At 43.5% G+C, this 16,839-nt stretch carries 10 protein-coding genes; 5 read left to right on the top strand and 5 right to left on the bottom strand.

Going from position 1 to position 16,839, the window contains the following annotated elements; genetic code table 11:
• A complete protein-coding gene (locus C161_RS24265) occupies positions 1-1,830 on the bottom strand; it encodes a sensor histidine kinase (RefSeq protein ID WP_036673366.1) in 1,830 nt (609 codons plus the stop codon).
• 212 nt (positions 1,831-2,042) lie between these two features.
• Between C161_RS24265 and C161_RS24260 the strand changes: the two genes are divergently transcribed.
• Positions 2,043-4,865: an endo-beta-N-acetylglucosaminidase gene (locus C161_RS24260; RefSeq protein WP_051449919.1), complete on the top strand. Its 2,823-nt coding sequence runs from the start codon at positions 2,043-2,045 to the stop codon at positions 4,863-4,865.
• Between the two features lie 143 nt (positions 4,866-5,008).
• Here the strand turns inward: C161_RS24260 and C161_RS24255 are convergent, their stop codons facing one another.
• A complete protein-coding gene (locus tag C161_RS24255) occupies positions 5,009-6,586 on the bottom strand; it encodes a class I adenylate-forming enzyme family protein (RefSeq protein WP_036673364.1) in 1,578 nt (525 codons plus the stop codon).
• Between the two features lie 293 nt (positions 6,587-6,879).
• Here C161_RS24255 and C161_RS24250 point away from each other — a divergent pair, with 293 nt between their 5' ends.
• The 3 genes from C161_RS24250 to C161_RS24240 all read left to right on the top strand — a co-directional run bounded on the left by C161_RS24250 (position 6,880) and on the right by C161_RS24240 (position 11,524).
• On the top strand, positions 6,880-7,365 hold the full coding sequence (locus C161_RS24250; protein ID WP_036673362.1) for a hypothetical protein: 486 nt from the start codon (positions 6,880-6,882) through the stop codon (positions 7,363-7,365).
• 621 nt (positions 7,366-7,986) lie between these two features.
• The gene (locus C161_RS24245; protein WP_036673360.1) at positions 7,987-9,633 is read left to right on the top strand and encodes an RNA polymerase sigma factor; all 1,647 of its coding nucleotides are present in this window, start codon (positions 7,987-7,989) and stop codon (positions 9,631-9,633) included.
• Positions 9,634-10,285: 652 nt separating this feature from the next.
• Positions 10,286-11,524, top strand: a complete 1,239-nt coding sequence (locus C161_RS24240) for an RNA polymerase sigma factor (RefSeq protein WP_036673358.1) — start codon at positions 10,286-10,288, stop codon at positions 11,522-11,524.
• Positions 11,525-11,965: 441 nt separating this feature from the next.
• On the opposite strand, the gene C161_RS24235 is transcribed toward C161_RS24240, so the two are convergent.
• Together C161_RS24235 and C161_RS24230 are read right to left on the bottom strand one after the other, a co-directional pair.
• The gene (locus tag C161_RS24235; protein WP_036673356.1) at positions 11,966-12,631 is read right to left on the bottom strand and encodes a Type 1 glutamine amidotransferase-like domain-containing protein; all 666 of its coding nucleotides are present in this window, start codon (positions 12,629-12,631) and stop codon (positions 11,966-11,968) included.
• A gap of 173 nt (positions 12,632-12,804) precedes the next feature.
• Positions 12,805-14,028 carry an RNA polymerase sigma factor gene (locus C161_RS24230; protein ID WP_036673355.1) on the bottom strand — a complete coding sequence of 408 codons (1,224 nt, stop codon included), beginning with the start codon at positions 14,026-14,028 and terminating at the stop codon, positions 12,805-12,807.
• Between the two features lie 255 nt (positions 14,029-14,283).
• Here C161_RS24230 and C161_RS24225 point away from each other — a divergent pair, with 255 nt between their 5' ends.
• A complete protein-coding gene (locus C161_RS24225) occupies positions 14,284-15,102 on the top strand; it encodes a hypothetical protein (RefSeq protein ID WP_036673354.1) in 819 nt (272 codons plus the stop codon).
• A 110-nt stretch (positions 15,103-15,212) separates the two neighbouring features.
• Here C161_RS24225 and C161_RS24220 read toward each other — a convergent pair whose 3' ends face one another.
• The gene (locus tag C161_RS24220) at positions 15,213-16,748 is read right to left on the bottom strand and encodes a helicase DnaB (protein ID WP_036605770.1); all 1,536 of its coding nucleotides are present in this window, start codon (positions 16,746-16,748) and stop codon (positions 15,213-15,215) included.
• Positions 16,749-16,839: the final 91 nt, after the last annotated feature.

Raw genomic sequence — 16,839 nt, 5'->3', positions numbered from 1 at the left:
TTACACACCTGTCCCTTCTGTATGTGGATAACGCACCCTGATCCGTGTTCCTTCTCCGAGGGTGCTCTCTATGGTGATACCGAACTCTGGCCCATACAGGAAGCGCAATCGACTATGGACACTGCGCAGCCCAAACATCTGACCAGACTCTTCAGGACGTTCCAGTTCTTCAAGGATTTCCGTCAGGCGTGCCGGATCAATGCCTTTGCCATTATCTTTGACTTCCACTTGCACCACATCATCTGTCTCTTCCACAACAATGGATAATCGGTTATCCAAACGTTCTGTCTGAATGCCGTGTACGACATAATTCTCAATGATAGGTTGCAGCGAAAGTTTCACCACAGGGTGTTGATAATATGCAGCATCGATCTGGATCGTATATATGAAAATATCCTTGTAGCGGATTCGGAATAACTCCAGATACAAGCGGCAAGCTTCCATCTCATCCTTCAGCGTATAATTTTTCTTTTGCTGTACCAGGCTCTTGAACAATACGGATAAACTATAGATCATCTCGCCAACATCTCTCGCCCCTTGGGATATCGCCCTCATCCGAATCACTTCAAGCGTATTGTAGAGAAAATGAGGGTTGATGCGCGCCTGTAATGCGACCAGCTCGGTCTCCTTCTGTTTGATCTCGGCTTTGTAGACCCGTTCAATATACAGATTCAGCTCATCCAGCATGTCGTTGAAGCTATGTGAGATCTGCCCCAGTTCATCATCTCGCGGATCGTCGATTCGAGCCGTCAAGTTGCCATATTTCACTTTTTGGGTGAAGCGGATAATTCGACGGGTTCGTTTGGCAAAGTTAATAATGAAAAATGCCGGAACCAGCACGGCAAACAAAATACATACGATACTGATCGAGATAATGGTATTGCGAATGCCCGCATAGGTTTCAGCCATCTCTTCTACCGGAACTGTGCCTATGACCACATAACCCTGATCCGCGGAGACAAACTTGTTCACGTACATGTTCTGCTCCTTTTTCATTGAATCCATATCGGTCTGATCAAACAGGGAATCGGCTACATTCACGTAGGGGTACTTCTTCCCGTAATAATGATTGTTGGAGTCAAATAACACTGTCCCTTTCGCCGATAACACCACGATTTCTCCCTTGAGATTACTCTCGTAGTTATCCAGCGCGTTACCGATTCCCTCCGAGTCAAAGAAGACAAGAAACTGGCCTAGATTCCGAAGAGTCTGTGTATTGTTAATCGGTACGCGAATGGAGTAGAGCGCAGGGTCCCATTGATTAATCTCTTTGCGAATCCAGTAGTTGGGTGCACTGATATTGGGCGTTTCCATCGCCATCACGTCCGGAATATAGGAATGAGCTACATTGGCGTCCAGCTTGCGGAACTGCTTGTGTTGATTAAAGGTAGACAAATCCTGCTGCTCAGCGCTATATAACATGAGTTGGTTAATCTGCGAATTACGATCCATAATGTTCTGAAAATGTTTCAACACATCGGCCGAATAGTCGTCCTGATTAGCGTAATATCCATTGGTCATGTGCTGAACATATTCAGCGTACGAATGATTCATCAGGTACGTAATGTTGGCTGAGAGTGCCTCATTCTGATGCATGTCCCTCACCATGTTTTGTACCGATTCATACTGCTGATGAATGTACCGATCCACATGTTCCATCGCCGCTTTCTGGATCGCCAGTTCCCGGCGAATCGTGGAGTCGGACACCGACAGGAAGATGATATAAGATAACGTAATAATCGTGACAATCGATATCATCGAGAAAATCAGGAGCATTTTCATAAACATATTATTTTTGAAGAAATTATTGTAAACGCTAACAATTTTCAATTCGCATGTTCCCTCCGATGCTGTTTTCCTGACTTGAATTATATCATCAGGCTTCTGACATTAACTTGTCACCTGCAACTTTTCTTTAGTTTATATCTGTGTTTCTTTAATTTCACCCTATTTAAAAACGCTTTCATCCACTATCGTTAACCATAAGTTTAGCTTTGTGTAAAAGAATACCTTACATTCATTCCACTTGAAGGAGGAACAGCATGACACGCAAACTCAAACCAAAAGGCCTCATTCCCAAGGTCACTGCCATGGTCCTGACTACGGCTCTGCTTGGACAAGTTGTTGCATCATCCATTTATGCCGGAGACACGCTCCCCTACACCGGTGAAAGTGCCAAAGGGGTGAATCAGCCCTATCAACACGGGTACACCTCGGCCCAGATTCTGAACTGGACACCGGAAAGTGATATCCATGGTGATCTCCTTCGTGCCCATGTTCCCTTGCAGCCCCGTAATGAAGCGTTCGCTGCCACACAGGCTTATCCTGAGCTTAGTCCGGACACCCAGCTATTCACGATGAGTGGCGATTACGGCAATGCATTCTTCGATAGCACACCTTATACCAATGAATTCAGCCAGTATCTATTTAATTATTGGCAATATACAGACTATTACAGCTATTGGCACGGCATGGCTTCTGCGGGAGTACCTGAGGAGCTGTACGATCCGAGTAAAGAGTGGACGGAGAAATACTTCGAGTTTGGCATTTTGAACATTCCTAATCCGGCCTACACCAATGCAGCCCACAAAAATGGCGTTAAATCCATTGCCAACATCTTTTTCTCGGACAATGACCGTGGGCCACAAACCTATAAACAAATGCTGATCCAGGATGAAAACGGTAATTTCCCTGTGGCCGAGAAACTGGCCGAGATGGCAGAATACTACAACTACGATGGATATTTCTTCAATCAGGAAGAGGTTGCCCGGGGTGTAGCCCCTGAGGATATCGCTTCCTACAAGAAATTCATGAAATATCTAAGAGATAAAGGCCTGTACGTTCAGTGGTATGATTCCACCATCAACACAACAGGCAAAATTCAATACCAGAACCAATTCAATGGGCTCAACAGCCCCTTTGTACAAGATTCCGTTCTCGGCAGAGTCTCGGATTCCATCTTCCTGAACTATGTATGGAACCACAAGATGCTCCGCGATTCCCGTGATCATGCCCTTAGCCTGGGACTGGATCCACTGGAAACCGTATTTGCTGGTGTCGAAGGTGGACATGACAAATTCGGCCGCTGGAAGCAATCTTATGACCTGCGCCATAATCTGGATGAGAACGGTCAACCCATGAACAGCATCGCGACATTAGGTGCCGACTTCACCCACAACGCCCTGGATGAAGAGATGGGCGATGGCAGCACCAATCACCGAGCTGAGGATGAGTACCAGTGGATGACCTTTGTACGTGATCGTGCCTGGTGGTCAGGGCCAAATCAAGACCCGACAGATGCACGTCGTAATGCATCTGCCGATCTGTCGGATGTGTATGCTTCCGGTGCAAATTGGGATGGAATTGCCGCTTATCTGACCGAACGCTCCGTTATCAATGGCTCCAATTTTGCAACCAGTTTCAATACGGGGCACGGTCTGAAATATTATGAAGACGGCGCGGTCTCGAACGATAAAGAATGGTCGAATATCAACATTCAGGATATCCCTGTCACTTGGCAATGGTGGATGGATAGTGAAGGCGACAAGCTCAGTGTTGATTTTGACTATGGTCCCTCTTATGAGAAAGGCGCAAGGTACAACTATGACTCCATTGGCGCGTTTAATGGCGGCAGCTCTCTCGTGGTGAACGGCACACTGAACGCGGAGAACTTCCTGCGCCTGTACAAGACCGACCTGTCCGTCAACGGGCAATCGAAACTGGAACTGACGTATAACAAACCGTCGACTAGTGACGCTTCCTCCCTGCATGTTGGGTTGATCTTCGAAGATGATCCATCCAACGTGGTCAACGTAAATGTGCCTAATGCAGGCCAGCATACAGAAGGCTGGAAGACAACTTCGCTGGATTTGAGTGCCTATCAAGGCAAAACCATTGCCGCTATGGGATTATCTTTTGACCCGAATGGCAAAGCAATTGAGAATTACCAGATGAACATTGGCGAGATCCGCATTTCCGACGGTTCAGCGGCTGTACCGGATGCACCGACCGGATTCCATATTGCCAAAGCACTGACCAACACCGATGAACTGGTTGTTGCATGGGACATGAAGGACTATTCAGAGGTCAAACAATACAATTTATATGAAAATGGCGCCTATGTAGGCGGCGTGTATGATTCCACTTTTTATATCAAATCGCTAAAACAGCCATCTGGTGAACTGTCTATCCGTGCGGTTGGTGCAGATGGTACCGAAAGTGAAGCAACCGTCCTGCCTTACGATCTGAATGCAGCCGTTCAGGATATTGATGTGAAATTCAAAAAGAATGGCGATGCTATTGTAAGCTGGAAAAACCCGAAGAAAGTGAAAGACTCGGGCAAAGACAAAGATAAGAATACGGATAAGGACAAGGATAAAAATAAAGACAAAGGAAAAGGCAACAAGTCTATTCAACTCACACTAGAAACAGAATACACAAAAGAGCCCTTCACCAAGTCACTTCAGGTCAAAAAAGGAAAACAATCTGTCGTCCTGACCGGACTTCCGACCAATGGTGAACATTACGTGCTGAACATCGCCATTGGCGGGCAGAATCCGGTTACCCATACCGGACAGCTCGCAGATCTTCAGATTACACCATACGCCAAGGAAATGGTCACGGTAAAAGATGGAAAGTACACATTAGCCCTCCCGGATCTGGAGGACTGGTATAAGATCTTTGTATATGAAAATGGGGTACCACGCGAGTTCGGAGTCACTTACGTTTCGCAGAAATTCCCGTATATCATTCGGGGAAGAACAAAGCTGAGTGAACTGACCTTCACACCAGCGTCCAGCAACAGCTCTTTGAAGCTGGTCATTGAGGATTATGCAGGCAATCAGGCCAGTACGATTTTGAGGTAACACTACGAGGTATTTTCGTGCCCGCCTGCATACAAGTTGAGATAAAAACGTACAGCCCTTCACTTCCAAAAGGAAGTTGAAGGGCTGTTTTTGTTGATCTAACAATAAATATTCAACCCAACAGCTATTAAACAGCATTCCCGTTAGCATAGTCCTTCGGATGAAATTAAGGATAGATGCTTGCGCAACTGCTTTTTGTCTATTTTATCCACGGCTGTTCTGGGCAAAGTATCCACAATGAACAGTTGAGTCGGCCATTTGTACGGAGCAAGGTGTGGCTCACAAAACGCTCGCACCCGCGTCAGATCCATACTTTCACCATCTTGTAACACTATGAAAGCGACAAGTTCCTCGCCTTCGTCAGGAAGAGGATGTCCAATTACGGCCGCCTCGCTTACCGACTCATGGCTCACAATAACATGCTCCACTTCGGCACAGAACACATTGGAACCGTCCACAATAATCATATCCTTCAAGCGATCAAACACATAAAGGTAACCTTCGGCATCCAGACAACCGACATCCCCAGTTCGAATCCAGCCATCGGACATGGTCTCGGCAGTAACCTCCAACTGGCGCCAATACCCCAGCATGGTCTGTGCACCTCGAACAACGATTTCTCCAGCCTCGCCCGTAACTGTCTCACTTCCGTCCGTATCTAATATCCGAACTTCAAAGGCCTGCTCACCTTGGGCAGCCAAGTCAGCAGGACGACCTACGGATCGAAGGCGATGGGGATCGCCCATATGCTGAGCAGGAAAAAGGCGGCTTATGGACATTCCACATTCCGCTTGTGAGTAGTTGTTCACAATGATAACTTCAGGAAATTGCGATACGACCTCCTGAAGTGTATCCGGGGAAATAATGGACCCTCCGCAGCCAATAAGCGAAAGACTCTTCAAGTTTCTACTTCCTACGGATACCTCGCGGGTAAGATCACGTAGCAGTTGGCCTACTGTGCTGAGTTGTGTAATCTGATCACGTTCAATAGCTTCCATAATGCGGTGTACATCCGCCGGGTATTCGTCTAGAAATACAAGACAGCCTCCGGCAGCCATGGTCGCCCACAGCTGGAACTGACCTACCAGATGGGATAAGTTGAGCACTAACACACGACGCTTGAGATCATGACCGAAGCCTGCAGAAGGCGTAAGTTGATTCCAAGCAGCCATACCACGATGCGAATGCATGACCCCTTTTGGCCGACCAGTTGTCCCACCCGTATAAATCATGACTGCCGTATCGTCTACACTTCGTTTGAAATGGTCTTTTGGAGAGAACGCGGGTTCCTGCTGTAAAAGAGCAGCGAGCGAACTGTTATTCGTTCCTTCTTCGTCTGTCGTGAACAGTTTTGGACAATACCCAAGAAGCTTTACCGTGGCAATAGCTGCTTTAGCATGTTGCTCATCATGAATAACCATATGTGGTTCTGCATCCTGAAATATCGCAGCGAGTTCAGGCACTGTTAGCAAAGGAGACGGCACGAGCGGTATAGCTCCAATCTCAACTGCTGCATAAAACGCAACAACGAGCTGGGGATCTGGATCACCTAAAAGGGCAATACGATCACCGGCCCGGAGTCCTTCAACATACAGGGCATGACTGAGTCTTTCAACTAGACCGTAAAGCTCCCCATAACTCATCGTTTGCCCATGTCGCATTAACGCAGGTTCCTCAGGGTACAGACTTGCTGCAATTGGCAATCGTTCGGATAGAAGCAAGCAATTACCCCCAACATTTAAATTCCCATTTTTTCCGTTAAGAAAACTATGGAATAAAAAGAGAGTAGCATATATCTGGAATAATAAGTAATCATTATCCCCTATTAAAACCATAAATTCTCCTGATATTACAGTTCTGCCCACATATGATCCTTGCCGTTAACCTACTTGCTAGCTTAATTAGGCAGATCAAATTGGGCTCCTTTTTAAACTGAAATACAACATTTCTGTTTATCATTACGTTTATTTAGGAAACGAGTACCCAGGAGGGGATTGTCATAAAAGTAAAGACAATGCATTTTATTTTCAGTGTTGTAGCGTTATTTTTACTATCAGCTTGCGCAGGTGGTGTTACTGGCTCTAGTCAGCAGAATGAACTAGGTGAACCTTATCGTATGGCGTTGGAGGAGTTAATTTCAACAGATACGGCTCTTAATGAAAACATGGAGTATATCTCATTGGATTTTGATAAAGGAATTTCATTAAAGGATTCTGATAAGAAAAGCATTGAGGATTACCTTCACAGCAAATATAACGTAAAAATTTATAACCTAACCTATGAAGAATTGATTGAAGAAGGACTGTCTGAACAGTCTGAAAACACGCTAAAAGGGATTTTACTGAAAATTGAAAAGCAGGAGAAGCAATCAGATAATAACATTGCCATAGAGGTCAGTAAGTATCGTACCAATGAGGGGTCGCTCTCTGCAAAAATAACTTTAACCTATGAGGAAGGTAAATGGAAAGTTGCTACTCATACTCCTACAAGGGAAAGTTAAAAGATATAATTTCTTTTATCAGTGAGAGTACTAGGAAAAGTTTATTATGACAATTATGGAAGTAGCCCTTTTGGGCTTTTTTTGTCCGTATTTTCTGGAGTACATCCCCCCCTAAAGGTATACCAATAAGGATTGTTAGCATTTTTGCAACGATCCCTATTGTCATCCGTTAGTTGTAAACCGCAGTTGATTACGTTGATTCTTTGAGCATTAGGCTAACGTTTCCCGTTATTTTAATGAACCTCAATTATGCATTTGAATAATTAATCGAGACCACTCCTGGTTAACTACGGAACGAAGGAGTGCCCCAAGTACCCGAAGAAGAACTTCGGCTCGTGCTCCTAGTTTGTATCCTCCCATAGTTGAACGGAAAAGAAGTATCTTTATATACTAAAAGTGAGACCTTTACATCTAAAGTAACCTTCATCTTGTTTAACAAAAAGTTCATAACGTCTCTTTAACCATTTAAATGACCTACTCATGATGTTGATGTTTGTAATTATACATGTATGAGCGATCCGTTAGGACGTCCAAATTTTAAAAAAAATAATCCCAACCTTTATTTCGCCTGGCACACTATATAATTGTCAGGAATTACAGATGCAACTATGGAGGCAAAAGATGGATTCAATTGGTAAAAACGAAAAAGAAGCGGCGGAAGCAATTCGGAGCTATGTCAAACCGATTTTCGGTTTTGCCTTAAATCGTATCAAGCAGCGGGCCGAGGCGGAGGATCTGGCTCAGGAGATTATGCTGCAGTTGTTAAAATCCTTCTCTGGGGTGCGGGACATTAGAAGCCTTGACGCTTACGTCTGGACGGTTGCCCGATACACTTGGGTGAATTGGTTGAAAAAGCGTGCGCACGTTCCCCAAGCGTTCGAAATCAACGGCATGTCCGAACTGTCTGCTGCCCCTTCCCGAGAGCCGCTTGACCGGCTGCTGGTAACCGAAGCTTACCGCGAGCTCCGTCGAGAAGTCGCGTTTCTGTCCGACATCCATCGCCGGATCGTGGTCATGCATTACTACGACGAGCTTAAAATCAGCGATATCGCGATTGCTCTGAACATTCCTGTCAACACGGTGAAGTGGCATTTGAGCGAGGCCAAAAAGAAGTTACGGAAAGGGATGAAACGTATGCGTGCAACAGGAACTTTAAGTGTCAATCCGATCAGCATGGGGGAAATGGGCCATTCCGGTTCGGCCGGCAGCCTTGGCGAAACCAACGATTTTCTTGGACGCGCCTTGGCGCAAAATATCGTTTACGCGGCTTATCATAAGGCGCGTACTGTACATCAAATCGCGGAGGAGCTCGGAATGCCGCCGTCTTTGCTGGAAGGCGAAGTCCGGCACCTGGCCGATTACAATTTTCTCATCCAAACCTCTCCCGGTAAATATCAAAGCAATACCATCGTCTGGGACCTCTTTGAGTTAGCCGTAGCTGGTCATCAATTCTGGCAAGATTGCGCCGCCGAAGTGGCCGATGTTCATTTCGACGCAATAATGGAAGTTCGCCGGCAAGTCGAGGATAGCGGAGTTTACGTTCCGGACGGCGACTATAATTTCCTGCTCTGGACCTTGCTGCCCAAGAACATCGAGGAGCAATCTTGGCGGAGCATGCCGGCTGGCGAAAACTTCGATGCGGTCGCACCAATGCGAAAGGACGGAGGTCAATATATTGCCTATGCGGCGTTAAATCGGAGCCACTATGCCGATCCGGGTTTTGATATGAGTAGTTACGTCACCTTCGGTCCGTCGCTCCGCTACGTCGAAGACTCTCCTTTATACTTGTGGCAATTCAATACGTACTGGAGCGACCGCCAGATGGATTGGCGTTTGCTGGAATATCGGAATGTCGAGATTTGTCATGCGTTCCAACAAGGGGAACTGCCCGACAACGAAGAGAACGCTGAGCAATATTCGTTCCTGCTGGAGAAGGGGTACATCCGCAAGACGAAGGAGGGGTACAAGTTCAATGCGGTCTGGATGGACTCTCCGCAAACGTTGGATCGGTTGAACAAAGCAATGCCGGATTTGTCCGCTCTGTATGCGCCTGCTGTCGGCAAGCTCTACGACAAAATGCTCAACCTGTTCCTGCAAAATCAGCCGAAGCATTTGGAGCCGCAACTTGCTTACATGGTGAGAGGCAACACCGGCGGAGGCCGGCTTGTCGCTTATATTTTGAAGCATTTGATCGATAACGGGAAGTTAAAACCGCCGTTGCCGCACCAGCAGAAGACGATTTCAACCTGGATGGGGCCGGTCAAGTAAGTCGGTTCGGAAATGATACGAAGAATAGCCCTTCCCGGACGGTGGCCATTTTTACACAAAACTTTGTCTGTCCTGTCCAACGAAGTGATTAGGACATCGCTATTTCACACGGCCCCCTCCTGAACGTATGGAAATGATTAAAAAACTACCCATGACGCATGTGCGTCATGGGTAGTTTTTTAATCGCAATCGTATCTGCCAGACTTCTCCTTTACCTTACGATTTTTATCTCTCTTGTCCGCAACCAACCGCGAGAGGCCAGATGCTCCACATACTCAGCAGATCTATTCAGCAAAACTGTCCGTTAGTTGAGTAAAAGCAGCCAATCACAATGATCAGCTACTTTCTTGTTGTTATTGAGCTAACGTTTCCCGTTAGTTCAAATCGTTGGGGGGGGGTATAAATTGAAAGATTCCAATCAAGGTGAGCTGAACTTGCTTTCCCAGAAAGCCAATACGTTTTTTAGCTCCTGCATCTCTTTCTCCATTGGTAATCCTCACTTAATACCACATAGCCGAATTGCCTTTACGCTTTGCTTTTTCGGGGTTTAAAAAAAGTGGAGTGGCGTCGTGTAAAATTATTTTAAAACGATGTGGCTTTTTACCTCCCTTCGGTGTCTAATGAATTGTAAGTTCAGGAGGAGGTATTACTGGTGTCACGAGCTCAAGACAAAAAGAAAATCCCTGTTCTTCCGGAGGATCAGGAGCACATCCAGCATTTCGAAGCCATTTATAATCAATATCGAGATAGAATTCGAAATTATATTGCAGTAAAGACAAATTCGGCAACTGCCGATGACTTAACGCAACAAGCTTTTTTAAAAGCAATGGAAAACTTTCATTTGTTTAAGTATAACTCCAGTATATTTACTTGGCTATTCAAAATCGCTCAAAATATTGTGAAAAACGAGTATCGCACGAAATCACGAAATAAAGAAATATTGCACGAAGTAATCGATTTTCAGTCCCAATCGATATCCCTCGATATTGCTAGAGATGTCGATATTCGTCTTGATATTAGTGTTGCATTAGCCCGATTGAATGAATTAGATCAACAAATCATATCATTGCGTTTTTTCGTCGATTGCACTTTATTGGAAATATCCAAAATCATCGGGATGCCTCAAAGTGCAGTCAAGAACAGACTCTATCGTGCCTTAAACAAACTAAAAAAAGAATTAAAAGAATGGGGTGACATTACAATCATGTCTATTAAAGAATTGATATCAATTGTGGATAAAAACGAGGCTCCCTCCAAGAATGATGGTATGAACAAGGTATACCATGACTTATTTGAAGAGTTGAAAAGCAATGTAGATCGAATTATTATAACCTATCGTCATCGACCTTCTCAGAAAATCGCTATTGAGATCTATCCGGATCTGCCCACTTTTCATCAAGCAATAAACGAGCCGGATGCGCCCAATTGGTTTATGGGAACCTATGAAGACAATAAAATTAAAATCGTATCCCCACTCAACCCAGGCCCTGAACATACGTATCAATCGGTACTACGGCACACTCTAAGCTTGTTTACGATGTGGTTAGTGAAGGATATTAATCCGTTGGCACCGAAATGGCTTACACACGGTCTCGGCGGGCATGAAGCCAAACAAACGTCACAAGAATATATCCAGTATAGAACTTCCGAATCGATTCAAAATAACGCTGTCCCTAGCTTTCAAGCATTAACTAATGATACCTGGGATTTCGAGAAGATAGGGGGATATGCATTCTCGCACTTGCTCGTAGAATATCTCATCCATTCATACAGTTTAGATGCGCTCAACAAATTCATACGCGATGCCACTGATTTTCAAGGCGCATTTCAAGTATCGGAAGCTGAGCTGCACGGGATGTGGGTGCAATATTTAAAATCTAGGCTATGTTAAATTTTGATACTAGTATTTGACCATAACAAAACCACCTTCGAAAAGGTGGTTTTGTTATGGTCTCCCGTAGCTCAACAGTACACTATACATGTTCTATCTAGTACAGCCTTATAGCCCCAATCATTAAACTATCCTGCCCGTTAGCTTAATAAGGAGCTCATCATCCTAATATAATTTTTCGTGTTCTCTACTTTCTGTAAAGGTATACCAAAAAGGATCGTTAGCATTTTTGCAACGATCCTATTGTCAGTCCGCTAGTTTAAATAAGTAACTGATCACTTCGATACCTTGCCGACTATAAGTCCTAGGGATATTAAGATTGCATCTGTTTACAAACTGTATTCCAATTATAGAAAGGAGACCTGAGATGATTCGCCTGTTAGCCTTGATTTTATACACCAAAAGGAATTACTTATGTAAGGTCACAGCCACTCACCCTAATTAGAGCGTCTCAACCAACTTCTGAATCTTTGAGTGGGAAATTAAATATACAGGTCCCATTATTTCTATTTTGCCGTCCTTTACACGTATAGCGCTCTCCTGTTCTGCCGCATAAATATCAATCTCTTCAGACAAGGGGAACAGGTAGCCTTGAACAAACATTGCGTAATCGCGTTGAGAATGAGATTCGTAAGCAAAATGATCAAAACCAATACCATTATAAATGGTACTTGTTTCAACTTCATCAGTGTTATTCAAGCTTAACCATTTTGCAGCCATGTTTAACGCACCGGCGCTGGCACCCATTATAATGGCATTGCTATTCTTAATAACATCCGATAATTCATATTCCGCCAAAAATTCGTTCTGCAGAACAGGATATCCACCGCATAAAAAAATGACAGAAGCGTTCTGAATGAATCGCTGGGCATCTTCCTTCTGCATGCGGTAATCAATGAAATGATATTCATCAAAAATAATATTAGCCTGATTCAACCATGTCCATTCAGAAACATCATCAAAGTTAACTTGCTCATCTTTATAACCAGACGGATTAGCACTAATCATAACAAGCGATTTTCTGTCTTGTATATCCTCCTGCAAACAATGGACCAGCTTCTCAGGAAAAAAATGATTAAACCAACTGAAATAGTAGTGAGTTTTCAAACTTAATTACCTCCATATGTATTATTTACATTCATCCATAGGATTCATAGACAACCTCTTTTTATATGCATTATACAAAATAACCCAATTTATTGATAGTACATTTACCATAGCTATAACCACATTAAAAAAAGCCCGGTTCTTCACCCGGGCAACATACACTTTTGTATGGGTTACTTACTTATAAATTCTACCATCTTCTGATGCAATTCCTTCTCGGAACATTGAAAGATACCATTAAAATCCTGAGGGTCACGGATCAATTTGTTTAAATGGTCTATTCCATATCGTTGAACAACAAACTCCACAAATAGGAACGAAAACTGAAATCCTTTCATCGTTTCGAAATCCCAGGTATCATTATCTAATTGTTCGAACGTTGGGATCTCTAAATTGTGAATAGCCTCTTCTGTTGTACCTTCAATATAGTCCTGAGTCATCAGCTTGGCTTCATATCCACCAATTCCTTGCCTTATCCATTTCGGAGCCTTCGGATTGATTTCACTTATTAGCCACATGGTGAACAAGTGAACCGTACCTTTAAGAATCGATTGATAGGTATGCTCCGGTCCTGGATTTAATGGAGATACAATTTTAAGAATACTCCCTTCATAGGTACCCATGAACCAATTCGGAGCATCTGCTTCTCCGACCGCTTGGTGAAACGATGGCATATCAGGATATACTTCAATCGTCACTTTTCGCGATGGATGATAATTGTACTTTAGCGAAATTCGTTCAATATGATCACTTAGTTCATTGAACAAATCATGGTGTACTTTATTGGGCTGATTGTTCAATCCCTCGTTTTCACCCTTATTAACAATTGAAATCAGATCTTGAATAGACATGATCGTAACGCCTCCCCATTCTTTCAGTTCCTTTTTAAGTTTTTCCAAAGCTCTGTAGAGTCTGTTCTTTACTGCACTCTCACGCATCCCGACAATCTTAGAAATTTCAAGCAATGTGCAGTCCACAAAAAAGCGTAATGCAATGATTTCCTGGTCGGTTTCATTTAACTTTTTCAGCGCAACTCCGACATCAATTCGAAAATCAACATACTTCGTAAATTCAAGGGAGATCGACTGTGATTCATATCCCGTAAAATCAAACGGCGTTTCTTTTTTTCGCAATAATCTTCGATATTCGTTTTTCACTGTATTCTGAGCAATCTTGAATATCCATGTAAATAAATTTGATTTCCCTTGGAATCGGTGAAGATTCTCGACTGCTTTTAAAAACACCTGTTGAGTCAAATCATCTGCAACCATCGGGTTCAATTTCAGGGAAAAGTAGTTGCAAATTCTTTGACGATACAGCTCATAAGTGTTTTCAAAGTTAGTGATACGTTCCTGTTTATCCGGATAAACAGGTTTTGTGTCATGAGCTCCTGACATGGTAAGAACCTCCTCTTGATTTACAATGAATTAGACACCAGAGAGAGTCAGAAGGCCACATAAATATAAAATAAATATGTATTCAATCTTTCAGGTTTGTTACTTACAGGACTAATCACCCTTTTTGAAATCTCACTTCATATCATCTCTATGATTTCATATCTTTACAAATTTATAATGATAAGCAAAGATTGGAATAGTTCTGGAGGGAATCACATCATGTAACCGCCTTCCCAAAATGAAGGAGAGATAATAATGAAATACACCAATGTTTTATTATCAAGCGTCATTGTTTTAGGTAGCTTAGGCACGTTATCAACTGCATCATCTTCACTTCATACTTCAGATAAAATAGCACATATTGTTGCTAACTCAACATCTGTGAACTCTTCGACATACCAGAGTATATCTAAGTTTGAAAAAACAAAAGGCTCAAACAAAATTGTCTGGAGAGGTGACGACATCACGATAACCGCGAACACCTTAAAGCTAGATGTTGCTGCTGATTTTGAGCAAAACATCATTGACACCATCGTAGTTACTCATGGTAAAGAAAAGCACACCCTACAAACGGGAGATTTTGAAGTTAAATTATTGGATATAACTAGTGTTGCTGAATCTCCATCGAATGAATGGATTACTATCCAAGTAGAAAAAAGTGCTGGCAGCAACCTCATTCTCATGAACCTTAAAACAGGAAAGTACACGATTATAAACGAACGTCTTGAAAAAGCAGGTAAACAAAATGTAGAAACCATTTCATCATATAATTGGTCACCAAAAGAAGACAGCATTGCATTTTCTTATGGAAGTACGGATAAAAGCACATTAGCAATATACGACACTAAGAAAGACAGCGTTGTTTATCTCCCACGGGCAACCAACTATATTAGCACCGGTCTAATATTATGGCATAAGAACGGAAAAAATATTGATTATATTAGTGAGTATCCTTCAGATCAATGGATTCTTTTCAGATACGATACAGGAAGCAAAAAAGTTAAGCCTGTAAAAAGAATCACAAAAAAGGAATTTCAACAGTGGTTTAAATTAGATAAATATCCTACAAAATAATAAAAAAATTGGATTAAACGTAAAATACGTTGCTTCAGTTCAACTTATATAGCAAAAAGGCGAGTCTCCATTAATCGGAGGACTCGTCTTTTTGGCTTTATTAAAAATATTTAAGAAGTTCCTTTTTGCTTACTCGCCTGCATCTGCTGGGCAAATCGCATCATCTCTTCGAACTCTTCCTCAGATACGGCATCCCCATCGGTGCTTATGTCTTGTACAATCGGAATTTCGGGCTTGGCTTTGGTTCCTTTGCCGTATGTACGGGTACGGGTTCCAGCTGCACCAGCAGCCTGTTTGCCTTTGACCTTGGCCTGATCACGAATATATTGCACAGCTTTCTCATATGAGTTCACCTGCTTGAGCAGCATGTTGGAGGCAATGGCCTCAACGAAGTTACGGTTAATCCGTTGCTCGCCGCCAGATACAAGTAATGCCATCAAATAATGAATCAATACATTGATGACTTCACCCGGCAACTTGTAACTCAGATCAATTTTCTCAAATATATCGATGAGATTGTCCGGTACTGCACCTGGGAAGAACGTCTGTAACAGACGTGTGTATGGCTCATTGCGCAACATCATATTATATTGATGAATATCACACTTGGTCATAAATTGTGGAGGTACTTCGACGTAATATTCCATCTGCACTCCATGCTCAACAGGTGGTTCACCGGAGTCTTCTTTCCGCTCTGGCTCCTCCATATGCTGTCTCAGTGCCACGACCTTGGCCGCCTGTACAGTCTGTTGCTCATGACGCTTCTTCGTCTGTCTGAACTGCATGCTCGCCTTATGCTGAAGATCATCCAGAATCAGCTGGCCCTGTGGACTGAAGATATCATCTTCATCCAGCAGACGGCATACATCCTGCACACTGAGGTTAAACTTGTTTACTACATAATTTACAATGCCCAGTTGTTCATGATCGAACCGCAGCTGTTCTACATGACGACGATTGACCGACTCCCGTGGAAAACGCAAAATAATGTCGGCATAGTTCAAACTATTTTCTTCCGCTGCATCATTCGTGCCTGTCCGCTGGGCCGTAGTTGATACTTCCGACAATGCTTGCTCCAACTCGTAATCAATCACATGGGTATTCAATTCAAATATATCGTAAAAGGGAACGGAAATATTCTCTTTATTGGCTGCAGGATAAGGCGCGTCCCCATTTTCCACTGCCGAGAAACCCGAACGCAGGGAAAGGACGGCGAATTTGCCTATCTTGTCACGAAGCAGCAGTGTCAAATGCTGTGTCCGGAAAAACTCTGCCGGAGAGAGCGGCGGTTGCAGCTCATATTCGTAGATGTAATCATCATTTTCCGGTATATATAGGCGTGATGTCTGAAGTAGCCCCACTGCCTCAAGCTTGGATGTCTGCTCTAACAAATATTTGCGCCCTTTCTCACTTGGCTCCAAGCCAAGCGTCATGAACAGCCTCCGTTGCTGTTCAAGCGGCGAATAACCGACCTGTTCACCGGGAAGATGCTGAAACAACAGCCGATACAAGCCAACCGCAAAAGCACCTACCATGGGCTGATATGCTCCTGTAAGCATACGGTCATCCAGGGCGCTAAGTCCAAACTCCCTGTATACGCAGTAGCGATGATGTTCAGTATAATGGTGCAGATTCTTCATGCGCATAGCCTGATCTCCTTCTCCCCAAAAGTATGTTTATCTATTCTATCATAAATGTCTGATCCTCAAATGCTCAAAAACAGGTAAAAAGATGGCC

This window comes from Paenibacillus sp. FSL R5-192 (assembly GCF_000517845.1).
GTDB lineage: Bacteria > Bacillota > Bacilli > Paenibacillales > Paenibacillaceae > Paenibacillus > Paenibacillus amylolyticus.
Note: the sequence above shows the minus strand (reverse complement) of the source record. Positions and strands in the feature narration are given on the sequence as shown.

What these genes read in the sequence shown, in the direction of transcription:
- C161_RS24220 (WP_036605770.1), bottom strand. Translation starts at nt 16,748, where the DNA reads ATGCGCATGAAGAATCTGCACCATTATACTGAACATCATCGCTACTGC.
- C161_RS24225 (WP_036673354.1), top strand. Translation starts at nt 14,284, where the DNA reads ATGAAATACACCAATGTTTTATTATCAAGCGTCATTGTTTTAGGTAGC.
- C161_RS24230 (WP_036673355.1), bottom strand. Translation starts at nt 14,028, where the DNA reads ATGTCAGGAGCTCATGACACAAAACCTGTTTATCCGGATAAACAGGAA.
- C161_RS24260 (WP_051449919.1), top strand. Translation starts at nt 2,043, where the DNA reads ATGACACGCAAACTCAAACCAAAAGGCCTCATTCCCAAGGTCACTGCC.
- C161_RS24245 (WP_036673360.1), top strand. Translation starts at nt 7,987, where the DNA reads ATGGATTCAATTGGTAAAAACGAAAAAGAAGCGGCGGAAGCAATTCGG.
- C161_RS24250 (WP_036673362.1), top strand. Translation starts at nt 6,880, where the DNA reads ATGCATTTTATTTTCAGTGTTGTAGCGTTATTTTTACTATCAGCTTGC.